This window comes from Sphingobium rhizovicinum, assembly GCF_042647625.1.
Taxonomy (GTDB): Bacteria; Pseudomonadota; Alphaproteobacteria; order Sphingomonadales; family Sphingomonadaceae; genus Sphingobium; species Sphingobium rhizovicinum.
Genome location: NZ_JBHRVU010000005.1, coordinates 724,609 through 747,893, shown reverse-complemented (window position 1 = coordinate 747,893; position 23,285 = coordinate 724,609). Strand labels below are relative to the sequence as shown.

Sequence of the window (23,285 nt, the reverse complement as noted above, 5' to 3'; positions counted from 1 at the left end):
CACAGACTGCTTCTTGCAAAAGGAACCATCCCATGTCCCATGGCACTGCCCTCATCACCGGCGCATCCAGCGGGATCGGCGCCATCTATGCCGATCGCCTGGCTCGCCGCGGTCATGACCTGATCCTGGTCGCCCGCAATCAGAGCAAGCTGCAATCGCTTGCCGCCAGGCTCTCGGACGAAACCGGCCGCGCGGTCGAGATTATCGCGGCCGACCTTGGCGACAGCGCCGACCTTGCCCGGGTCGAGGCGGTGCTGCGCAGCGACGCGAGCATCACGATGCTGGTCAACAATGCCGGCGTAGGCACGCACAGCAGCCTGCTGGAAAGCGATGTGGATCGCATGGAGGCGATGGTCCGCCTCAATGTCACTGCCCCCATGCGGCTGACCTATGCCATCGCGCCAGCCTTCGTGGCGCGCGAACGGGGCGCGATCATCAACATCGCCTCGATCGTGGCCATTGCGCCTGAAACACTGAACGGCGTCTATGGTGGCTCGAAGGCGTTCGTTCAGGCCTTCAGCCAGTCGCTCCACAAGGAACTGGCCGACAAGGGCATCCGTATCCAGTCGGTCCTGCCCGGCGCGACTGCCACCGACTTCTGGGCAATTGGCGGCCTTCCGGTCGAAAATCTGCCCACGGAAATCGTCATGCGGGCCGAGGACATGGTCGATGCTGCGCTGGTCGGGTTCGACCGCGGCGAGACCAGCACGATCCCTGCGCTCGCGGACATCGCTCTGTGGGATGCGTTCGAAGCGGCCCGTGCTGCCCTTGCCCCCCAACTGTCCGCCAGCGCGCCGGCCGCCCGTTTCGGCCTTGCCGAGCGCGCAGCGGCCTGAATTCTCCCACCTGAACTCTTTCCCAAAGGAACAAGAACATGTCGACCATCGCTCTGCTTGCCGACGCCGATGCCACGCCCGACACTGCCGCCATCTTCCGCGAGGCGAAGGCCCGCATGGGCAAGGTGCCAAACCTCCTGCGCGTCATGGCGCAGGCCCCCGCCGTGCTGGATGTCTACTGGGATGGGCGCGGCGCGCTCGGCCAGGGCGTGCTTCCCGCAAAGGTTCAGGAACAGATCGCCATTGCCGTCGCGGCGGCCAACGGGTGCGACTATTGTCTGGCGGCGCACACCGGGGCCGGACGTGCGGCGGGCCTGTCTGCGGCCGACCTTGCCGATGCACAGCGTGGCGAGGCCAGTGATGGCCATGCAGCGGCGATCCTGGCGCTCGCGCTGGACGTGAACGCTGCTCATGGTCGCGCTGGCCCGGATATTCTGGATCAGGCCCGTGCTGCGGGCCTGAACGACGCCGAGATACTGGAGACGATCGCCCATGTCGCGATCAGCATCCTCACCAACAGCATCAACAATATCGTCGGCACCAGCCTCGATTTCCCGCGCGTCGCACGCGTCGGAACGGTCGGCGCCTGATCCTGAAACCCCGATCCTGAAAATCAGAGACAAGGACGAAATCCATGAAACTCACCGGCAACACCATCTTCATCACCGGCGGCACCAGCGGTATCGGTCGGGCCTTGGCCGAGGCGCTGCACAAGCGCGGCAACCAGGTCATCATTTCCGGGCGGCGCCGTGCCCTGCTGGATGCCGTCACAGCTGCCAATCCGGGCATGGCTGCGATCGAACTGGACATCACCGATCCCATCAGCATCGGCCGTGCAGCCCAAGCGATCATGCGCGATTTCCCGGCAACCAATGTGCTGCTTAACAATGCCGGGATCATGCCGTTCGATGATGCGGCAGCGCAAATCGACGATAATATGGCGCAGGGCCTGCTTACCACCAACCTGCTGGGGCCGATCCGTATGACGTCGGTGCTGATCGAGCATCTCAAGGCTCAGCCCGAAGCGACCATTCTCTATACCAGCAGCGTGCTTGCCTTTGTCCCGCTCGCGACCAACGCCATCTATTCGGCTACCAAGGCCGCGCTGCATTCCTACGCTCTGTCACAGCGGTTCCAGCTTCGGGACACCGGCGTGCGGGTCCAGGAGATTGCTCCTCCATGGGTCGATACCGATCTTATCTACAAGAGCGGTGATCCGCGCGCGATGCCGTTGGACGACTTCATTGAACAGACGCTGGTGGCGCTTGGCAGCGATGATTTCGAAATTCTCGTCGATGCGGTCAAGCCGCTGCGTGACAATCCGGGAGCGCAGGAACATGCGCTCGTCCACGCCTTCAATCAGAGCGTTGCGGATAATCCGATCCCGGTCGCGGCATGAAAATTCGAGGCGGGGCCGGCAAAGGCCCCGTTTCTCCCACCGACCCTAGTCGGTCGCTCAGCCACCATTTTTCCATCCTCAGCTGCGGATAGTCTCCTTTTATCATCAAAGCTTGCGAATGGCATCAAACGAGCGCGACAAGAGGCTCTGGCTCCCCGCCGTAGCGGGGAACCAGCAATCTTAGATTTCCGTACCCTCTGCTAATGTCAAAGCGTCTTCCACATCCACTCCGAGATACCGGACCGTACTTTCGATCTTGGTGTGCCCTAACAGGATCAGGACTGCGCGGAGATTTCCGGTCGCCTTATAAATGATCGACGCCTTGGTCCTCCGAAGAGAATGCGTACCATAGTCCTCACCAGGCAGACCAATTCCTGTTACCCATTCATCGACAAGCCGTGCATATTGCCTTGTGCTTATGTGGGCAGAATGATTGGTCCGGCTCGGGAAGGCGTAATCGTCCAGGGAACCACCCCGAAGCTCAAGCCATTTAAGGAGGCTCGCGCGAGCATCATCCATCAGTTCAAACTGAACAGGCCTGCCTGTTTTTTGCTGAACGACGGTGGCTCGTGTCCGAATTTTCCGATCGCAAACGATGTCGCTAATCCTGATCTTCACCAAATCACAGCCACGCAGCTTGCTATCGATTGCGAGATCAAAAAGCGTGCGGTCCCGGAGCCGCCCGTGCTGATCCAGGAAGTAACGCACAGCCCAGATCTGGCGCGGTTTAAGCGCTCGCTTCGCTCCGACTTTGCGCCCTGCATTCCACGAGACTCGCTCACGAGCGGCGGGATCAAACTCTGATAATCCCATGACACTTCTCCTACGGCCGTAATGGCCTGAGAAGGAACGCTCAAAAGAGGAACTGCGCACCGATCTGTGCGGCCATGCTCCATGCGGCACAGAGCATGGCCGCCTTTCTACCTAACAGTTAACAGATGTGTCCCGCCTGCCTGCTGAGCAAACCCAAGGCGTCGATCCAGAAAGCGCCCGATCACGTCGATCGCGGTCAGGCTGTGCTGGCTCGGTTTGACCGTTGTGAAACTGCCGCCGCCTGCAAGCGCGAAGGGTAGCAGCAGCTGATCGGCCAGATAGGGGCCGGCAAAGGCATTGGATTCCAGGAATCCAAGCATCCGGCCGACCGCATTCTTGGCTACACGCTCAGCAGTCACGCCAAGCTGGCCGAAGCCGCTGACGATCTCGGTTCCATGTTCGAACTGCGCTTCAAGCAACAGGATGTTGCCCGGCCCCCGATCGTCCGGAAGTTCGCGTATACAGGCTTCCCGCTCCGACCAGCCAAGGTTCCGGCGCACGACATTGATCTCGCGCTCTGCAATCTCGAAAGGCAGGCCGGCAAAAATCGCCTGACCGCTGACGCCCATTAGGGCTCCGCGCTCCAGACAGTCGATCGGCCGCAGCGGCGCCGGGCTGATGTCGACTTCGATCCGACCGCCACCACGCGGGTAGAAGCCATGACGGACGAGCCGGGCCTCCACTTTTGCACCCATGCGATTGATGACCGGCAGGAAGCATTTGGCGATGAAGTCGAACGGCGGCGCCAGCATGTTGTGCGTCCCACCTTCCAGCACCAGCCGCGACGGCGCATCGGCGAGCAGCAGCGGCATCAGCACCGTCTGCAGAACAAGCCCTGTCGATCCGGCAGTGCCGACGGCGAAACGATACTCGCCCGGCACAACGCTGCCCGGCGTGAAGCTGAGCGTGGATGAGCCCACATGAAGGCCCTGGCACTCGGCATTGCCGATGACGCACGCGGCTTCCACCGCAGTCACATGCTGACGCATGAGCCCCGGCTTGGACCGCTTGGCGCGGACATTCTCGATCCGGACGGCTTTACCGGTGACGAGCGAAAGCGCGCACGCATTGCGCACGACCTGCCCGCCACCTTCGCCTTCCGATCCGTCAATGATGATCATAATCTTTTCCCATGGTTATAGTTGATGCTGGGCATCCACCAGAACATCCACGCTGGAACTTTGCGGCTGTTGGAGGTGGGGATACCAAAGTCACCAAGCCCAATTTCAACTTCCGCAAAGGCAGCAGTTAGCGCTCTGAGCCGATGTATGCCGACGGTCATCACCAAAGCACCGTCAGCTGGTTCTAGGAGAAGGTCCGGAAAGTCTGGGCTGTACTCGAGCCGCAGCTTTTCGAAACGTCCATCTGCCCTGAACTGATAATTGGGCACGGACAGGATCGCCTCGGTCACTGGCGAGAGTTGGATGGTCCGGTGGCAGGCATCCCCGCCATGCATGCGATCAAGCAGATTTCTGATTGATCGACAGCCTGCCGGAGCTCCCGTGAAGTGCCAACCTGCCCAACCCCTTCTGGCATTAGGATAGCGCCAAACGAAAAGCTGCCCCTCCTGGTGCCAGTCATTTACGTCATTGGACATGACAAATTCCCCTGGAAGTGCACGCCAAAGGCTCAGCCTTTGACGCACACCACCTGTTTCAACGTATGGACGATCTCTACCAGATCGGCCTGGGCGGCCATCACGGCTTCGATCGGCTTGTAGGCCTTCGGCGTCTCGTCGATGACGCTTTCGTCCTTGCGGCATTCGACACCCGCCGTGTCGGCGATATGCTCGTCGAGCGAGACCAGCTTCTTCGCCTGGCTACGCGACATCACGCGCCCCGCGCCATGGCTGCAGCTCTCGAACGATTCCGCGTTGCCGAGACCGCGCACGATGAACGATTTCGCGCCCATCGAACCCGGGATGATGCCCATCGTGCCCTTCGCCGCGCGCACCGCGCCCTTGCGGGTCACGAGCACATTCTGGCCGAAATGGTTTTCCCGCGTCACGTAATTGTGATGGCAGTTCACCGCTTCCAGCTCGGCGTCAAAAGGCTTGGCGATCTGGCTGCGCAGCGCCCGGATCACATTGGTCATCATCATCCGGCGGTTCAGCGCCGCGAAGTCCTGCGCCCACTCGACCGCCTCGACATAGTCGTTGAAATGGTGGGTCCCTTCCGGGAAGTAGGCGAGGTCTTCATCGGGCAGGTTGATGAACCACTTGCGCATATCCTGCTTGGCCAGTTCGATGAAGAACGTGCCGATCGCATTCCCCACGCCGCGCGAACCCGAGTGTAGCATGATCCACACGCGCTGCTCGGTATCGAGGCAAAGCTCGATGAAGTGGTTGCCCGTCCCCAGCGTACCCAGGTGGGTAAGCTGGTTCGTGTTCTTGAACCGCGGATATTTCGCCGTGATCCGGTCGAACCGCTCCACAAGCGTCGCCCAGGCGTCGACGATCTCGACCGGCGGCGCGCCCCACGACCCATGATCGCGCTGGCCACGACCAACCGAACGGCCATGCGGCACCGCCTGCTCGATCGCGGAGCGGATGCCCTCCAGATTGTCCGGAAGATCGCTCGCCGTCAGCGATGTGCGCGCCGCCATCATGCCACAGCCGATATCCACGCCCACCGCAGCCGGGATCACCGCGCCCTTGGTCGGGATCACCGAGCCAACGGTCGCGCCGATACCGACATGCACGTCCGGCATCGCCGCCACATGCTTGAACACGAAGGGCATCTGCGCCGCCTTGCGGAGTTGCTCATGCGCCTTCTCATCGACCGGCACGCCGCGCGTCCACAGCTTGATCGGCTTGCCGCCCTCGACGTGCTGAATATCGTAAGTCCTGCTCTCGGTCATTATGACCTCCCTGTATAGTCATGGTGGCGGCGACGAGGTTTGGCGAGACATCCCAGAGAATCCTTGGCCGAATTCTCCGGGGCGGATTCGAACCGCTCGGCCTTTCGGCCTCTACCGATGTAGTCCCGCCGGCATTCGCCAGCTCAAATTTCGGCGCCATGGCGACGAGGTTTTGACAGACTTCTCTCCGTCCTCGCGGACGGTCCCTGTGCTATCGTTACACTACGAACCGATTGGGCGGTCCGGCGGGATTCGAACCCGCATCCGGGGCGTGATAGGCCATGTAGTCCGTCAGGCATTCGCCATGGTTTGCATTTAGGTCACGGCGACGAGAAGTGAGAAAGACCGTCCCAAGGGACTGGCGCTCTACCAGGCTGAGCTACTGCATCGTTGCCGAACAGGCGGGATTCGAACCCGCGACAACCACATTACCAATGTAGTCCTTCTCGGCATTCGCCGTGATATTCTGCTCGGGTCGTGGCGACGAGGTTCGGCAAGACGCGGCCCTTAAGCTACGTGTCGGCGGCGGGGTTCGAACCCGCATCTCCCTTTCGGCACAACTGCCTTCCGGGCGCTTTACTCGTCGGGCCTCGTGGTTTGGAGACATGTAGTCCTGCCAGCATTCGCCGCGACCCTGTTCGTTCAGACCTCCACTTGTTCGACGATGCTCACCCAATCCTGCGTTTCGCCGGAGACGAAGCGCGCAATGGTATCGAACACCGCGTCGGAGAAGCCTCCGACATTCAATATATCCTGCCGGCTAGCCGCCTGCGTGGTGCCGTAAGGAGCAATGTCGATGCAGACGAGCTTGGCTTGCAGGTTGCGCTTCGCCAGTTTCGTCCACTCCTGCATCGTCGCCGTCGAACCGCTCCGCTGCGCATCGACCCAGGACTCATTGTCCGAGACGATAACCACCAGATCGACCGCCGCCTTCTCCTTGTTGAGGAGTGCGAGGGGTGCCGAGACATTCGTCCCGCCACCGCCGACCGCCGCCAGCTTCGCGGCATTCGCCGCGATCCGGTCGGTAGCCTTCAGCGTCACAGGCACGACCACCTGCTCGAACGGGATGACCCGCGCCTCACGGTTGGACCGCAACATCGCCGCCGCGACCAGAGCCGCGACATCGATGCAGCGAACCTTCGACGAAGCGCCCTTGCGGTAGCCCGTCACCGGCGACTGCATCGAACCCGACACGTCGGGGCAGACGACCACGCGGCCCGGCACTTGTCGAACGCCCTGGAGCGACAGCTCCAGCGCTTCCTCCAGCGCCGCCTGCACCTTGAGCGGCACTCCATTGCCGACCTGCCCCAATGCTACCATCAACTGATAGGGCATGGGCCGCACGGCACGGAGTGCATCGCGGTCGGCAAGCCGGGCCGCGACCTGATCGGCAAGCCCCTCCACACCGAACGCACCATTGCGCGCCAGCATGTTGAGGTTCATCCGTAGCGCCTGCCAGCCCATGCGGCCAGCAAGCTCCGCCCACTGCTCCGCGCTCAGCGGATAAGCGGTCAGCCACTCGAACGGCACCTGCGGCAGCGGCAGCATCCGGTCCTGCTTCCAGGCCTCGAACGCAGCAATCTCGACGGGCAGAGCGGCGACGTCATAGGGACGACCGATCAACCAGCCATAGAAAGCCTTGCGCTCCGCATCCGCCGGGCGCTGGTGGACCATCTTGACGATGTCCGCCAAGCTCGGCGCAGTGCCGGTCGCGGCGTGCATCAGGTCACGGATCGACGCCTGCTCCAGCCACTGCTGCACCAAGCGCTTCGGCCGCGTGCCGAGCGAGCTACGCCCGACCTGACCCGACCGCATGATCTGAACGAAGCTACGCAGCATGCGGCCGTTGTTCACGACCTGACCGAATACCCGGACCGCGAGGTCGGGATCCGCAACCGTCAGATAGGCCGCCAGCAAAGCCGGCATGTCCTTCATGGTGCCGGAAGTGCGGGCATAGACCGCAGCCTGGGCGACGAAATATGGATCGACCGCACGGGCCGCGTCCAGCACATCGGCAAGCTGTGTCTCCGCCGCGTCATAGAAATTATCGGCCAGCGTGCCAGTTGCCGCCAGATGGGCGAGCTTCGCCTTCGGCCCATAGGCATAGGACGGCGCACCCTCCCGGTTGAGCGTATCGGTGCGCGGCAACAGCTTCGCCACGGCGCTCGCAAACAGTCCCTTGTTGGCCATCGTCCAACTCCTCATCTGGTCAGGGCGGCAGGATTTGAACCTGCGGCCTCCTGCTCAAGCATCCTGCCTTTTGGGCAGGCGCTCTGCGCAGGCTGAGCTACGCCTGTGAATTTCCGGTCCTTGGGGCGGCCAGCCCATTCCGGCCGCCCCAGTTCCGCCTGCCGGCCGAGTAATCCGCCTCGGCCAACGCAAATCCAAATTGCAGGAGGCGTGCCAATCCGTAGATTGGGGTGAAGAAAAGTCACATATCGTTGATATATAGTGATTTATTTTCTTTCATCGCAATGTACTCCTCTCGACAACGATCAAATTTCATATCGCAAAGGATATGCTTTTATCCTATGGTATAAGGATGAAACCGCTGACCGTGATCGGATTCCTGGGCTCCACGCTCGATGCGAGCAAATTCGGGCCTTCTCGCTGGAACAAGTGGCGGCCAACGGTCGCGCTCACCATGCATGAAGATTTGCGGGTCGATCGACTGGTGTTGTTGCATGGCACCGCTCACCGGCGTCTTGCCGAATATGTCGCAGAGGACATCGCCTCGGTCTCACCCGAGACCCAGGTCGACATGCGCGTGCTCGACTTCCGCGATCCTTGGGATTTCGAAGAGGTCTATGGAAAGCTGCTCGATTTCGCGCGGGCCGAGCCGTTCGATCCGGATGAGCAGGACTATCTCCTCCACATCACCACCGGCACCCACGTCGCGCAGATATGTCTCTTCCTGCTGACTGAGGCGCGCTATTTGCCTGGGCGCCTGCTCCAGACCCAGCCGGCCAAGCGCGCCGAAGATGGCGGAGCGCCCGGCCGCTGGAGCATCATCGACCTCGACCTGTCGCGCTATGACAGCATCGCCACCCGTTTTGCGGTGGCCAGCGCGGAAAGCACGTCCTTCCTCAAATCCGGCATCGATACGCGCAACGCCGCCTTCAACGGCATGATAGACGAGATCGAGCAAGTCGCGCTGCGGTCCCGCGCGCCCGTGTTGCTCATGGGGCCGACTGGCGCGGGCAAGAGCCAGCTCGCGCGTCGGATCTATGAACTGAAGAAGGCCAAGCACCAGATTGCCGGCTCGTTCGTAGAGGTAAACTGCGCAACCCTGAAGGGCGATAGCGCAATGTCGGCCCTGTTTGGCCACAGAAAGGGCGCCTTCACCGGCGCGGTCGCCGACCGGCCGGGTCTGCTTCGCTCTGCTGACAAGGGCATGTTGTTCCTCGACGAAATCGGTGAACTCGGCCTCGACGAGCAGGCGATGATCCTGCGCGCCATCGAGGACAAGCGCTTCCTTCCCGTGGGTGCGGACAAGGAGGTCGCGTCGGATTTTCAGCTGATCGCCGGCACAAACCGCGATCTGGGCGAGGCGGTAGCAGCGGGCGCGTTTCGCGACGATCTCTACGCGCGTCTCAACCTTTGGACGTTCCGCCTACCCGGCCTCGCTGACCGGCGAGAGGATATCGAACCCAATCTCGACTATGAACTCGATCGGTTCGCCGAGCGCGAAGGCGATCAGGCCAGCTTCAACAAGGAAGCACGCCTACACTATCTGACCTTCGCGACATCCGGAGAGGCAAGCTGGCCGGGCAACTTCCGTGATCTCGCCGCCAGCATCACCCGCATGGCCACACTCAGCCCGAAAGGGCGGATCGATGTGGACTGCGTCGACAAGGAAATCCAGCGGCTGCGGCGGCTATGGTCAAGTCAGGCTGATAACGCCGCAGACATTCTGTCCGAGATATTGAGCGACGAGCAAATTGCCGAACTCGACCTGTTCGATCGCGTCCAACTCGCCGAAACGATCAGAATATGCCGCGCCAGCCGCTCGCTGTCGGAAGCAGGGCGAACCCTCTTCAACGCCTCGCGCGCGCGCCGCAGGAGCTCGAATGATGCGGATCGCCTACGAAAATATCTGGCACGCTTCGACTTAGAATGGTCGGTGGTGAACGACTTAAGATGAACGACCCATTGCTGCCGTTCGGAGGTCGATTTTCAATCGCCAAGTGCTGAAGGTCTGCTTGTTAGATTCGATTAAGGCGTGCTTCTCCCGCAGTGTAAGCTGAAAGAGCGGCACCTAAGGATGCTGGCAGTTTGAACGCACCGCCCTCGAAAGATGGGCCGCACGTTTTGAAGATGTCGGCCCCGCAGCCTGTTTGTCACATTTCCCCTCTAGCCACCCCCAGAATCGACACTTCGTCATAATAAACGGTCGCGGAACTGGGATGAGCGGAACGGACAGGGAAAGAGCGCGCTGGCTGCTGCGCAATATCTTGCCGCATGAGCCTGCTTTGCGCGGCTGGCTTGCGTGTCGGCCATTGGGCGGACTCGAACCCGACGATATCATTCAGGAGTCCTACAGCATCTTCGCGGAGATGGATCGGGTCGACACCATCGCCTATCCCCGGGCCTATCTGTTCCAGGTAGCCCGGTCTGTGGTAACCCGCCATGTCCGCCGTGCGCGGATCGTTCCCATCCATGCGGTCGACAATCTTGACCATCTGGACCACCCTGACGATACCGCATCACCCGAGCAGACGGCGATCGACCGGGATGAATTGCGCCAGCTGGCCTGCGCGATCGCGGCCATGCCGCTCAAGACGCGTGAGGCGTTCATCCTGCGCCGGGTCGAGGGCCTGCCTCAGCGCGCAATCGCGGCGCAGATGGGTATATCGGAAAATACGGTCGAGACGCATATTTCGCGCGGCATCCGATTTTTGATTGACTGGTTCGGTCGTGGTGGAAAGACGCTGCCCCAAACCTCTAGGGATGTGACAACGGAGACGCGCGCAGCTGATGGCCGGACAAGAAGACAGTCGCAGCATTGACCAAACCGCGTCCGATTGGGCGGCGCGGCTGGATCGTGGCGCGCTGTCTGCGGCGCAGGATGCCGAACTGAATCAATGGCTGGCCGCCGATCCGCGCCATAAGGGTGCCCTGCTGCGTGCCCAGGCATTGTCGTTGATGAGTGAGTCCGCGCAGGCGCTGGGCCCAGATTACGACCCCTGTCTGTTCGAGTCGAAAAAACAGCGCGGCCTGTCGCGACGACATTTGCTCGGCATCGGCGGTGGTGCGCTGGCCGCCATGGCGGGCATGGCCGCATTGACCGTCGGCATGCCAGCATCGGGCGCGGAAATCCGCACCGGCCGCGGCGAGATGCGACTGGTGCCGCTGGAGGACGGGTCGACCGCCCTGCTGAATACCGACAGCCGCATCCGGATCCTCTATGGTGAAAAGGAACGTCTGGTCTCGCTGCTGGATGGCGAAGTCTATTTCTCGGTCGCACGCGACGAGCGGCGCCCATTCATTGTCGAGGTCGGCGGTCGCCGATTGCGCACGGCGCAGGCCGGCTTTCGCGTCCGCAAGCTGGCCAAGGCGCCTGTCGACATATTGGTGCATCAGGGACTGGTCGAACTGCCTGCGGTCAATCCCATGAGCGGTCAGGTTGTTGCCCTGGCTGGCAATACCCACATGGTCATGGCCAATGCGGCAACCAGCCTGTTCGTCGCGGAACGGCCCGAACCGATCTCGCCCGAGCGCATCAACCAGGAGCTGGCCTGGCGCGACGGGAAACTGGCCTTCGAGGGCGAGACCTTGCAGCAGGCGGCCAATGCCTTTGCCCGTTACAGCGAAACCCGCATCCTTATACCGGACGCGGCACTGGCGCGCGAACCTGTAACGGGCCTGTTTACAGCCAATGATCCCGCTGGCTTCAGTCGCGCCATTTCGACCATCTTCGATGCTCGCCTGGTCCGGCAGGACCATGACCTCATCCTGAGCCGCACAGCGCAGTCGAAAAAAAATTGACCCCGCATTAGCGGAACCGCCGGCCTCCCACCTCTTAGGGTCGAACGCCGTGCAGCGCGCGGCCAGCAGGGGGCTACCAGCTAATGTATTCGCGTCATTATCTCCTCACTTGTGGGGCGTCTGTCGTTGCGCTTACCGTGGCCGTGCCGGCCCATGCGCAGGAACGCCTCTTCGACATACCCGCCCAGCCCGCCATCCGTGCCATCCCCGAACTGGCCCGACAGGCACAGGTGCAGATCGTAGCCCCGGCCCGTGATCTGGCCGGCATCAACACGCCCGCAATCAAAGGGCGGATGGACGTGCGCGAAGCATTGCGCCGCCTGATCGCAGGCACGCCGCTGCGGGTTGGATCGGACGACGGCAATGTCATCACCCTGCGCTCGGCGCGCCCGGAAGCCAGCGTCGGCAATGGCATGGTGCGCGGCCGCGTGTTCAACACCGTCACCGGCGAATATCTGCGCAATGCGGAAATTCGCGTCGAAGGCACGCCGATCACCGTCTATTCCGAGGATAATGGCGAATTCCGTTTGTCCAACATTCCGGCCGGTGAAGCGACGATCCTCGTCAAATATGCTGGCCTCCAGACCGAAAGGCTGATTGCCACTGTCAGCCCGCGTGAAGTCGCGACGCTGGACGTGGCGTTGCGCGCGCCGACCTTTGCGGGCTCTTCCGCCGACGACGGCTCGGCCATCACTGTCACCGCCCGGCGCGAGGGGCAGGCCGCCGCGATCATGGAACGCCGCGCCGCCACCAATGCCAAGACCGTGGTCGCTGCCGACAATTACGGCTTGTTGACCATGGGTGATGTCGGCGAATTCATGAAGCAGATGCCGGGCATCTCGCTCGACTATACCGAGGTTGATGCCACGGCGGTCCGCATTGGTGGTCTCGACCCCAAATATTCGACCTTCACCACCGACGGCGCCCGCATGGCGACGGCGACGTCCAACAACAATAATGGCCGCCAGAACAGTTTCGAGCAGATGTCGATCACCGGCATTGAGTCGATCGAGCTGAACAACACGCTGACTGCCCGCATGGATGCCGACGCGCCTGGCGGCGCGATCAACCTGCGCAGCAAATATGCGTTTCAGCTGAAGAAGCGCCAACTGCGCTTCCAGGTCGGCGGGGTCGGCACCTCGGACGCCGGGGTAGGCGAAATCTATTTGCCCGACAATGACAAGCATGCCCGCATCTATCCGTCGGCCAGCTTCAACTATGGCGACGTGTTTCTGGACGGGCGGCTCGGCGTCGCGCTGAGCGCCAGCTACAATGCCAATTATGTCCAGCAGGATCGCGTCCAGACGGACTGGTCCTATCTCGCCGACGGCCGGGTCATCCCCTATCAGGTCATGTGGCGTCCTGGCCCGAAGAAGACCAGCCGCACCGCCGCCAACCTGTCGGTCGACTATAAATTTTCCGATGAGCTCGCCCTGTCGCTGCGTGGCAGCTATTCCCTCTACGAGGTCGAATATTTCAATCAATATACTTATCTGATCTTCGGCACGACGACCAAATCCTATGCGACGCCAGACTCTACCGGAACCCACATCGTCGTCGACCCCAACGGCACCAACACCCGGCTGCACACCCAATATTCGCATCGTTATGCTGGCACTCCTGCAATGCTGCTGGCGCCCAGGCTCGAATATAAGAATGACGATTGGGAAGTCGCGCTGCGCGGCAGCTATTCCAGCTCGGAATTCAATTTTCGTGACAATTCCAAAGGCTTCTTCCAGCGGACCGACAGCTGGCTGACGCGGATCGGCTTTACGCTCGACCGGGATTCGGATAGCTCGAATGCCTGGACGCTGCAGCAGACTGCCGGTCGGTCTTGGAGCGACCCGACCAGCTTCAACCGCGACGACGACATCGGCAACAATATCCGCACGGCTGAATCGGACGCCCGCAATGAAATGTATGGCGGCAATCTGGACATCAAGCGCAAGCTGTTCGTCGGTGACGTGCCGCTGACGCTGATGGCGGGGGCCGGCGCGCGGGTGAATGACTGGCGCACCAATGAGGGGGCTTATGACCAGTTCCAATATGTCGGCCCGAACGGCGATCTGAGCCAAAAGGACCCAGCCGCAGTCATTCCCTGGACCAATCGCTACCAGTTCGAGATCATCGGCTTCAACGCCGGCAACCTCAACTACCAGAATTGGCACGCCGACAATAATTACGCGATGTACGACATCTACAAGGCGCATCCGGAATATTTCGTTGCCGATACGGTCGGCAATCTGAAGCGCGACCTCGACAACAACAAGCGGGTCAAAGAAGATATCTACGCCGCCTATGTCGAGGCGGAGGCGCGCGTTGGCAAGGCGACCTTTGACCTCGGCCTGCGCTACGAGAAAACCAGGACTGGCGCGCTGGTCGCCAATATCCGTCCGACCAGCGAGGTCGAGGCGGCAGGCTACAAGACCAACACGATCGAGGGGCTGCTCTACCAATATAATGGCGGTACCTATTCAACCCGCCATGGCGAATATGACGACTGGTTCCTGAGCGGGGGCATGAAGTATGATTTCAGCCGCCGTCTGGTCGGCCAGATCGCCTTCAGCCAGTCGATCCTGCGGCCCGACTATGGCAATCTGGGCGGCGTGGTGTCGGTCAATGACGATACACAGATCGTCAATGTACCCAATTCCCTGCTAAAGCCCGAACATTCGACCAAATATTTCGCCAGCCTTCAATATTATCTGGAGCCGTCGGGCATCATCGGCCTGTCCTATTATCGCCTCGACATGAAGGACATGCAGGTCACCGGGATCGAGGTCGATCCCGCCGCCGTCGGATTCGATCCTGATGAATATGCCGGCTACACATTCCGAAGCGCGCAGAATCTTCCGGGGACCAGCACCAATGAGGGGCTGATCTTCGAATATGACCAGCAGCTGACCTTCCTGCCGGGCATCCTCAAGGGGCTGGGCCTGCGCGGTTCCTTCACCCGTCTCTTCCCCGATGCCGAGCGTGTGAACACGCCGGAAAAATCGGCCAACTGGGGCTTGCGCTACAGCTATGGCCCGTTCGACTTCCAGCTGACGGGCAACTGGCAGTCGCGTTATCGGGTGAGTGCATTGAGCGCCACGCCGACCACCGCCAACAATGGCGTCCTCTATCATACCGATCGCCAGCTATGGAATGTGAGCTTCAGCTACAAGCTGAGCCCCAATTTCGAGCTGAACGTCGCCGGCCGCAATATCTTCAATGCGCCCGACGTCATCTATTCCAACGTCGAAAGCCGGGTGCGCCAGTACAGCATCTACGGCTCGATGTGGAACATCGGCATCAAGGGCAGCTTCTGATCCTCCCCTACTGGATGGAGCGGCCTTGGGCCGCTCCATCCCTTTCCGATCCCATCGAAAAGGCATCATCATGGTAATGCAAATCGACCGCCGCAGCATGATCCTAGGCGGAGCCTGGGGCATTGGGGCGCTGGCGCTGCCTGCGGGCCGGGCGCTGGCAGCCGAACTGATCGGCGCGCGCGGCTTCACCCATGCAGTAGCCAGCGGCGAGCCGGGGGCGGATTCGATGCTGCTATGGACCCGCTATGTCCCTGCGAGCGATGTCGAGAGCGTGCGCCTCGACGTCGAAGTCGCGATCGATCCCGACTTCGCCCGGACCGTCGGCGGCGGCACGGTGCGCACAGGCGGCTATCGCGACTGGACAGCGAAAGTGACGATTGACGGGCTTCAGCCGGGCACGACCTACTGGTATCGCTTCGTCGCGCCGGATGGCAGCAAATCGCCGGTCGGCCGCACCCGGACGTTGCCTCAGGGCGACGTGCCGCGCTTTGGCCTAGGCGTCTTTTCCTGTTCCAACCTGCCCTATGGCTGGTTCAACGCCTATGCCCATGCTGCGGCGCGCGACGATCTCGATCTGTGGCTGCATGTCGGCGACTATATCTACGAATATGGCAATGCGTCGGTACGGCCCGGTCAGGGCATTGTGGGGCGCACGCTGATGCCCGACACGGAAATTCTGGCGATTGCCGACTATCGCCTGCGCTACGCTACCTATCGGGCTGACCCCGACCTGCAACGGCTGCACCAGATGGCGCCGATAGTTGCACTGTGGGACGATCATGAATCGGCCAATGACAGCTGGGAAGGTGGCGCCCAGAACCATCAGGCCGACGAGGAAGGTGACTGGAACACCCGCCGCGCCGCCGCAATGCAGGTCTATCGCGAATGGATGCCGGTGTCGGACGAGCCGTGGAAGGCCTATGATATCGGTACGCTGGCGACGCTGTATCGCACCGAATCCCGCTTGCTGGCCCGTACGCGCCCGGCCGACATCACGGCCGCCGCCAGCGCGCCCGATGCGGACGCCGCGCTGAAGGCCTTCCATGATGGCGGGTGGCAGGACCCATCGGCCACCATGTTGGGCAGCACCCAGGAAAGCTGGCTGGCCCATGCGTTCCGGGCGAACGCCCGCACCACCGCCTGGCAGATGGTCGGCATGGGTACGATCATCGGCCGTACGGTGATGCCGGCCAATGTCACCGACTGGCTCCGTCCCGACGCTAACGCCAAGCTGGTCCAACGCTATCGCAACAGCGTGCGCATGGCGCAAAATGGTCTGCCGATGTGGATGGACCGGTGGGACGGCTATCCCGCTGCCCGCTCGCGCCTGCTCCGGTCGGCACAGGCGGCCGACGCCGACCTCATCATGCTTGCGGGCGACAGCCACAATGCCTGGGCCTACGGTCTGGTCGAGGATGGCCAGCCCGCCGGTGTCGAATTTGCCGGACAGGCGGTCACGTCGGGTGGCATGGAGGGTGACCTGCGCGGCGATCCGACGGCGGTGGCGCGCGGCTTCGTCGCCGCCAATCCCGAACTCAAATGGGCGAACACGCACCAGCGTGGCTATATGATGATAGACATCAGCCGTGATCGGGTGATCGGCGAATGGCTGTTCCTCGATACGATCAAGGCGCGCAGCACGCGGATCGCCAGCACCCATCGCATGTCGGTCGAGCGCGGCCGCCGTGTCTTCAGCGCCTGATCAGGAGATTATGATGCGGTCCGCGATCGTTGCGCTACTGCTGCTTGGCCTTGCCCAGTCTGCTCATTCGGCTACGCCGTTTCCGCCTGCCGACCTGCCGCGCGAACAGGTCGCGGGCCCTTTCGCCTCGGGCCATGTTCAGGGCATCGCGGTCGATCGCAAGGGCGGCTTCATCTATTATTCCTTCACCGACATGCTCGCCAAATATGACTTTGAAGGCCGGCTCGTCGGCACACTGACCGGCTGGTCGGGGCATCTGGGCGACCTGGACTTCAACCCGGTCGACGGACGGGTCTATGGCTCGCTGGAATATGGCAAGCAGGACGCCTTCTATATCGCGATGATCGACGGGGCACGGATCGATCGGGTCGGCATGACGGTTGCCGGCACCGACCTGCTGCGCGCCGTCTATCTGCCCGAAGTGACGCGCGACTATGCCGCCGATCTCGATGGCGACGGCAAGGCGGATCATCGCTATGGCTGTTCAGGCATCGATGGCGTCGCTTTTGGCCCCGCCTTCGGCCGGACCGACGGCCCGCTCTACCTGACCGTCGCTTACGGCATTTATGGCGACGTCGCCCGCAGCGACAATGATCATCAGGTCCTCCTGCAATATGACGCGACGGACTGGGGCCGAGAGGCGGAGCCGATTGACGAACAGGCACTGCACCATTCTGGCCCGACTACCCCTCGGGGCAAATATTTCGTCCTTACCGGCAACACCCGCTATGACGTCCAGAACCTCGCCTATGATCCCAGCCTGCAACGCTGGTTCATGGGCGTCTATCAGGGTGCCAAACCCGACTGGCCCAATTATCTGCTGTTCGCGCTCGATGCTCGCAGCCGGCCACGTCGCCAGGCCTTGCAAGGCCTGGCTTCTCCTCAAGGCATTAATCCAGAAAAAGGCCTGCTACTGCCGCTCGCTCAGGATGGGATTCATGATGTGAAGACGGGTGTGCGGGGGTGGTATCAGAAGGCCGATGTCGGAATGCAGCCCTTGGGAGATAGCCTATATTATCTCGTCCAGAACGACGGTGTGCGCGGCGCGCAGTCCGCCGTTACGCGGTTGATGCATTGGACGGGCGTTTCTTCCAAGCCCTTTGAGACAATGCCAATGGCCGATCGATGACGTGCTCACCCACTGGCGTTTGATGGAAGTACCCTTACCGCGCGCCGTTATCTTGTATGCTTGCCAAGGACGACAACGACCCATTCGAGCCATTCAAAGCCGAATTGGAGGCTCCCAAGAGCAGACGGACTGCATTCAACCATTCGATTTGGTATGTGGGGTGATGATCGGTGCCGAAGCATGATCCCTTTCAATCTCATTCAGACCATTGTATCGCAACAAGAAATAACGAGAGGCAGGGTACAGATAAGCGCCGATCGAAACCCATCAATCTTCTCCTTTCCAAAGCATTTTATATGGTTGCGCCGACGTGAGCCGAGGAGGAATCTTCGACGCCGATCCACAATCTGATGCGCAAAGCGACCGAACGTACCCATGAGGCGACATGGAGGCGCATCGGAACTCTCCTCGATGCCTTCACACCATAGGAATGCAGCAATTACCTCCGAAACAGCGGATATGCGTCTGTATAATCACATCAAACTCTAAACGATCCGGCCTTCCTTGACATATTCCCGCTGGATCGCCGCATGGAGGCTGGCGAGATTGAGCGGCCTGCCGCCCGTGGCCAACACATCGATGGCGCAGAAATGGATGACGTTCAATATGGCGGCGCCACTTAGTTCGTGGCGCTCGGCGACATCGTGCCAGTCGATGTCATCGGCCAGTGCCATCTGCGGGGGTAGCGCCTTGCGCCATAGCTCGAGTCGCTCGTCAGGCTGTGGCATCGGGAAGGTTATGATGGCCTGCAACCGGCGCACGAAGGCATCGTCGATATTGGTGCGCTGATTGGAAGCGAGAATGACAAGGCCGTCATAGTTTTCGATCCGCTGCAGGAGATAGGCGACCTGCTGGTTGGCATATTTGTCATGCGCGTCCCGGACCTCGGTACGCTTGCCGAACAGCGCGTCCGCCTCGTCAAAGAACAATATCCACCCCTTGCTCTCCGCCTTGTCGAGCAGGCTGGCGAGATTTTTCTCGGTCTCGCCGATATATTTGGAGACGGTGCGAGAGAGGTCGATCCGGAATACGTCTCGCTCGCTGTGCTTGCCAAGCAGCGTTGCGGTCAGAGTCTTGCCGGTGCCGGGCGGGCCATGGAAGAGCGCGCGATAACCCGGCTTGATCCGACCGCGCATCCCCCAACTGTCGAGCAGAGTGTCGTTATGCGCGATCCAATGTTCAATCTCGCGAATCTGCGCCATGGTTGCGGGATGGAGGACGAGGTCGTTCCACTCCATCCCAGTCTCGATATGTTCGGCCGGAAAGTCTGGGCTGAAACGGGGAGGGGAAACCTTGCCGGTGGTGATCTCCTCGACGATCTCCGGATCGACGATCAACCGTCCGCTCATGACGGGCTCGCCCGCGCGTACGGGTTCGAGCCAAAGGATGCGTTTGCGGGCGAACCAGTGGTCGCCGGAAAGGATGTGGGCGACGATCATACGTTTTTCCAGATTGTCGCCGGCAAGTATGAACTGTGCGGTTTCGCCCGTGGGGAGGATGCCACGGTAATTACCTGTCTTCGCGCCCCCGAACTCAGGAAATTCGCCGCCTTCGGGGAGATGTTTCAGAAGAAGGTGATCAAGCGCGCCGGGCCGTACATGATGAGAGAGAGCCAGCGCGAAAAGCGCAAGTTCCATCCCGCTGTTAACTCCTCTCTGGAAATGCGTCGAAAGAGAGGATGCTTCCGCACAATCAAATGGCGCAATGGCGGCACGTTCGCTGTTTCCAAAATGCGCGTGAAGAGCGTCATCGACGATATGCAGCAGCCATATCTGCGCGCGTTCGATCAATGAACGGCTGGCCACGCATCAAACTCCAGCATGAAGCGCGTTCCATGATGATCCACGAACCAGATCCTGTCGGTATAGCCATGGGCGTAGTGCAGGAAGTCAGGGAAGGTGGAGTGATCGAGGTGCGCCTGTTCAAGGATCAGGCGTTCGAGGACAAGGCGTAACGAGTTCTCGTCCACCGAAAGGGCGAGCCGGACGAGTTTGTCGTCAGCATGGTCCAGAATGAATAATTTCAGTTCGTGATCGTCTGGCGAAAGTTGGGCTTCAAGTGTGACATTCGCTTCCGTTCGACGCGCGATGGCTGCCGGGTCGATGGCTATATTCATCCCCAGGTCGCCGCGAAGATTTTGCACCTCCCAGCCGGCGTCGCCAAGCAGGGCTATGAATATCTCGATCAGCGTCATCGTCTAACGACCCCTACGGATTTTCGAGAGTGTTGTCGATATTTCAAATGCGGCGATCTTGATGCCTGCACCTTGCATCGTATTTACGGCATCGACGCTATTTTCAAGTTCCTTTCCTTTCTTTCCTACATATAGCTCACCATAATATATCGAAAATTTCGCGCCGGGATGTTGTGCCGCTATGTTGAGCAGCTTCGGTGCGCACACGCCCTTGCACGGACTATATTTCACGAAAATATCTATGGACTTGATAGTCGCGCCCTTGTTTTCTGCGTTGAATCGCGAGATTATATTCGGCCAATCCTGAGATATGACTTCCTCTGCGTGGACGCCATCGACATTCTGATATGTCCTAGGTTCGACCCATGAATTATTCAATGTCACCTTTGCTATGACTTTTCTGGGGTTGGTGGCGGCGAACAAGAAGCGGACTTCCTCTGCTATGAGATCTGCGCTGGCGTTCAATACAATCGAGGCACTGCCTTCCTTGTTCGGAGTGACGCGAATTGTCTTCAGGCCATCTTTCGAATGCTTGTTATAGACGCCATCGATCATCTTCTCGAGATCGGCGGGATCGGACAGGCTGCGCGATGATGCCTTGATATCGGCAGCGGCCGCAGCCTTCACCTTGGTGCTTTGCTCGGTATCTTTTTTGTCGTCGTCCTTGCCGAACAACCGCGCGAACAAAGCCTTCGCCTTCGCCACCACCCATGCAATCGCCGCATCCAGCGCCTTGTCCACGCTGACGCGCACCTTCTCGATCACCTCCTTGATCTTGTCGGTGATCTTGCCGAGGCCGAGGAAGCCGGCCAGGAAACTGATGGAAAGGGAGAGGAGGCCGCCCAGCACGCTCTCCACCTTTTTCGCGGCGGCGGCGATATTCCCGGCGGCGATGGTGACGATGGAGTCGATGAATGCCGTCACCACCTGGATGATTTTCGCGATCTTCTCCACGAACACCATGATCGTGTCGTAGATGGAAAGGATCGCCGGGATGAAGCCGGCGCCGGGGATGAACATCGAGATCAGCTTGGGAATGGCCTTCTTGACGATGGTATCGGTGACGAAGCCGATAACGCCGTTCACGACCTGATCCTTGAGATCGGTCAGCTTTTCCTTGATGAGTTCCCAGGCTGCGCCGACGCCGCCCGTCACCAATGCCTTGACCACGTCGAAGGCCAGTTCCAGCCCCTGCATGATCTTCTCGCCTGCGGAACCCAGCGCCTTCACTATCTTGCCGCGAATGCGCAGCCAGCTGATGCCCAATACGCTGAGCGCGAACTTGCCCAGTTCGAGCAGGCTCAGCGCCTTGGGCAGATAGACACCCTCCAGCGCGCCGGTCAGCCATTCAAGGAGGCCGTTCTTGAGATGGGTCAGGATATTGCCGCTGAAATTGTTGAAACCCAGCTTCGCCGCGTTGATGAGATGGCCGAGGAAGGGCAGCGGGTTCTTGAGGATGCCCTTCAACGCCGCGCCCGTCTTGCGGACATAGGTCATGAGGCCGGGCTTCACGACGTCGAACACGATCTCCAGTAGGTTCCAGATAGTCGTGAGGCCCCAGCCGAAGAAAGTGCCTGCGGCGGAGATGAAGGCGCCCGCGATCTTCGTGAAGGCACCCGCAACGCTCACCACATCGGCGAAGGTCAGCGAGGCGAAGGTCGCGATGATCTGCGCCGGGATCGTCCGCACCATGCCCATCAGGCCTTCGAGCGCGGTTTGGAACCAGGCATAGGCACGCAGGATCGCATTGCCCTTCTTGATATTCTCCCAGATTTCTTCCTGCCCGATCAGCTTCATGAAGCCGCCGAGCAGAGTCTCGGCCGTGCGCGGCACCGCTTCGCCAGTGATCGGGTCCGCGCCGAGCAGGACGCGAAGCAGATCATATCCGCGCGTTCCCTCAGCCAGCGCGGCGAGGGGTTCCAGTATGGCCTCCTTGACGATCTTGAGCAGTTCGACTGCCGTCGAGACGCCGAAATCGATCAACCGCCCGATGGGGCCTGTGAAGATCGCCTTCGCCCGGTCCCACACGCCGCCGAGGTCGAAGATGTCGGTCCAGCTGAGGGAGTTGATGAAGGCCCAAAGCGCGGCGGCGATCTGCCCGCCGATGTCGCCCAGCGCCGCGATCTTCTGCTCGACCCAATTGGCCGCCTTGTTGATGATGCCATGATTGTCGAGCGCTTGGCTGATCAGCGATCCGCCCGGCACGATCTCGATAAGCGCGCGCAGCAGATTGGCGGCGTTGCGGTCGACGCTGCGCATGCTGACCGGATTGAAACCCAGCACCAGTGTCAGCATGCGGAAGCCGGGAATGGCGTTTGCCCATTCGGCGAACTTGTCCAGCGCGTCCTGCACGCCCAGCCGCTGCACGGTCGGTGTGGCGGCCGTTACGCTGACGTCCGGGCTGCGCTGAATCGCATGTCCCTGCTGGATGGTGTGGGTGAGTTCATGCGCGAGGAGATGCTGTCCACTGCTCGTCCCCGGCTGATATTGGCCGCGCGAGAAGAAGATATGGTTCTGATAGGTGAAGGCGCGTGCACTGAGCTGGCTATTCAGCTGCGCCGCATCGGAATCGCGGTGGATGCGCACATCGCTGAAATCCGCACCGAAACGAGGCTCCATGTGCGCGCGAACGTCGGAGGAGAGTGGCTCGCCGCCGCCTGTTCTGCTGCGGATCGCCGACTGCACGTCGCCGCCCCCCAGGCCACTTGCAGGCGCGCTGGCTGCGGTCTTTCGTTGCACCTCCGGGCGTTCAGCCGGTGCCTTGGCGATCTTTTCATCCGCTTTCCGTTGCAGGTCGATGCCGTGCCGCCTGTCGTCGACCTTGCGCTGCGCAGCTTCCTTGGCAGCGGTGGGGGCGGGCATGCGGACGACCTTGTCCGCCAGATGGTCCGCTTCCTTCTCCAGCCGGTCGCCGGGTTCGCTGACCGTCATCTTGGCCTGTACGCCGGGGAAGAAACCGCCGCCCTGTCCCACCGGCTTGACGAACGGCTGCCGCGCCACATGCGACGCAGCGGCGGTCGAAACTGTCGAGGATTTTTCGGCGGCGGCTTTCAC

At 61.0% G+C, this 23,285-nt stretch carries 17 protein-coding genes, 1 tRNA gene and 1 pseudogene; 9 read left to right on the top strand and 10 right to left on the bottom strand.

Annotated elements, in window-relative coordinates; translation table 11 throughout:
- The first annotated feature begins 32 nt into the window (after positions 1 to 32).
- From ACFOKF_RS21995 to ACFOKF_RS21985, 3 genes are read left to right on the top strand one after another with little or no spacing between them, the layout of a single operon-like run.
- On the top strand, positions 33 to 836 hold the full coding sequence (locus ACFOKF_RS21995) for an SDR family NAD(P)-dependent oxidoreductase (protein ID WP_380798715.1): 804 nt from the start codon (positions 33 to 35) through the stop codon (positions 834 to 836).
- A 38-nt stretch (positions 837 to 874) separates the two neighbouring features.
- Positions 875 to 1,426 carry a carboxymuconolactone decarboxylase family protein gene (locus tag ACFOKF_RS21990; protein ID WP_380798714.1) on the top strand — a complete coding sequence of 184 codons (552 nt, stop codon included), beginning with the start codon at positions 875 to 877 and terminating at the stop codon, positions 1,424 to 1,426.
- A 44-nt stretch (positions 1,427 to 1,470) separates the two neighbouring features.
- Positions 1,471 to 2,235: an SDR family oxidoreductase gene (locus tag ACFOKF_RS21985; protein ID WP_380798713.1), complete on the top strand. Its 765-nt coding sequence runs from the start codon at positions 1,471 to 1,473 to the stop codon at positions 2,233 to 2,235.
- A 180-nt stretch (positions 2,236 to 2,415) separates the two neighbouring features.
- Here ACFOKF_RS21985 and ACFOKF_RS21980 read toward each other — a convergent pair whose 3' ends face one another.
- The 7 genes and pseudogenes from ACFOKF_RS21980 to ACFOKF_RS21950 form a co-directional block, all read right to left on the bottom strand.
- Entirely contained in the window at positions 2,416 to 3,048 is a 633-nt protein-coding gene (locus tag ACFOKF_RS21980; RefSeq protein WP_380798712.1) for a tyrosine-type recombinase/integrase, read from the bottom strand.
- A 107-nt stretch (positions 3,049 to 3,155) separates the two neighbouring features.
- Positions 3,156 to 4,169: an RNA 3'-terminal phosphate cyclase gene (gene rtcA / locus ACFOKF_RS21975; RefSeq protein ID WP_380798711.1), complete on the bottom strand. Its 1,014-nt coding sequence runs from the start codon at positions 4,167 to 4,169 to the stop codon at positions 3,156 to 3,158.
- Positions 4,166 to 4,645, bottom strand: coding sequence for a hypothetical protein (locus tag ACFOKF_RS21970; protein ID WP_380798709.1), 480 nt, complete (start codon positions 4,643 to 4,645; stop codon positions 4,166 to 4,168). The genes rtcA and ACFOKF_RS21970 overlap by 4 nt, the downstream gene beginning before the upstream one ends.
- Positions 4,646 to 4,677: 32 nt before the next feature.
- A complete protein-coding gene (locus tag ACFOKF_RS21965; RefSeq protein ID WP_380798708.1) occupies positions 4,678 to 5,907 on the bottom strand; it encodes an RtcB family protein in 1,230 nt (409 codons plus the stop codon).
- A 393-nt stretch (positions 5,908 to 6,300) separates the two neighbouring features.
- A tRNA-OTHER gene (locus ACFOKF_RS21960) sits at positions 6,301 to 6,380 on the bottom strand.
- A 169-nt stretch (positions 6,381 to 6,549) separates the two neighbouring features.
- Entirely contained in the window at positions 6,550 to 8,097 is a 1,548-nt protein-coding gene (locus ACFOKF_RS21955) for a vWA domain-containing protein (RefSeq protein WP_380798707.1), read from the bottom strand.
- A 16-nt stretch (positions 8,098 to 8,113) separates the two neighbouring features.
- Positions 8,114 to 8,203, bottom strand: a pseudogene (locus ACFOKF_RS21950).
- Positions 8,204 to 8,464: 261 nt separating this feature from the next.
- Here ACFOKF_RS21950 and rtcR point away from each other — a divergent pair.
- The 6 genes from rtcR (at position 8,465) to ACFOKF_RS21920 (ending at position 18,037) form a co-directional block, all read left to right on the top strand.
- Positions 8,465 to 10,051 carry an RNA repair transcriptional activator RtcR gene (gene rtcR / locus ACFOKF_RS21945; protein WP_380798706.1) on the top strand — a complete coding sequence of 529 codons (1,587 nt, stop codon included), beginning with the start codon at positions 8,465 to 8,467 and terminating at the stop codon, positions 10,049 to 10,051.
- Positions 10,052 to 10,313: 262 nt separating this feature from the next.
- On the top strand, positions 10,314 to 10,916 hold the full coding sequence (locus ACFOKF_RS21940) for an RNA polymerase sigma factor (protein ID WP_380798704.1): 603 nt from the start codon (positions 10,314 to 10,316) through the stop codon (positions 10,914 to 10,916).
- Positions 10,885 to 11,895, top strand: a complete 1,011-nt coding sequence (locus tag ACFOKF_RS21935; RefSeq protein WP_380798703.1) for a FecR family protein — start codon at positions 10,885 to 10,887, stop codon at positions 11,893 to 11,895. The genes ACFOKF_RS21940 and ACFOKF_RS21935 overlap by 32 nt, the downstream gene beginning before the upstream one ends.
- Before the next feature lie 137 nt (positions 11,896 to 12,032).
- Positions 12,033 to 15,206 carry a carboxypeptidase regulatory-like domain-containing protein gene (locus tag ACFOKF_RS21930; protein ID WP_380798701.1) on the top strand — a complete coding sequence of 1,058 codons (3,174 nt, stop codon included), beginning with the start codon at positions 12,033 to 12,035 and terminating at the stop codon, positions 15,204 to 15,206.
- Positions 15,207 to 15,276: 70 nt separating this feature from the next.
- Positions 15,277 to 16,908 (top strand): alkaline phosphatase D family protein, encoded by a 1,632-nt coding sequence (locus tag ACFOKF_RS21925; protein ID WP_380798700.1) that lies wholly within the window; start codon positions 15,277 to 15,279, stop codon positions 16,906 to 16,908.
- A gap of 10 nt (positions 16,909 to 16,918) precedes the next feature.
- Entirely contained in the window at positions 16,919 to 18,037 is a 1,119-nt protein-coding gene (locus ACFOKF_RS21920) for a hypothetical protein (RefSeq protein ID WP_380798699.1), read from the top strand.
- Positions 18,038 to 18,522: 485 nt separating this feature from the next.
- On the opposite strand, the gene ACFOKF_RS21915 is transcribed toward ACFOKF_RS21920, so the two are convergent.
- Genes ACFOKF_RS21915 through ACFOKF_RS21905 form a run of 3 tightly spaced genes read right to left on the bottom strand, consistent with a single transcriptional unit; the run spans position 18,523 to position 23,285 of the window.
- Entirely contained in the window at positions 18,523 to 19,842 is a 1,320-nt protein-coding gene (locus tag ACFOKF_RS21915) for an ATP-binding protein (RefSeq protein ID WP_380798698.1), read from the bottom strand.
- Positions 19,824 to 20,231 carry a hypothetical protein gene (locus ACFOKF_RS21910; protein ID WP_380798697.1) on the bottom strand — a complete coding sequence of 136 codons (408 nt, stop codon included), beginning with the start codon at positions 20,229 to 20,231 and terminating at the stop codon, positions 19,824 to 19,826. The genes ACFOKF_RS21915 and ACFOKF_RS21910 overlap by 19 nt, the downstream gene beginning before the upstream one ends.
- Positions 20,232 to 20,234: 3 nt before the next feature.
- On the bottom strand, positions 20,235 to 23,285 hold the full coding sequence (locus ACFOKF_RS21905) for an eCIS core domain-containing protein (protein ID WP_380798695.1): 3,051 nt from the start codon (positions 23,283 to 23,285) through the stop codon (positions 20,235 to 20,237).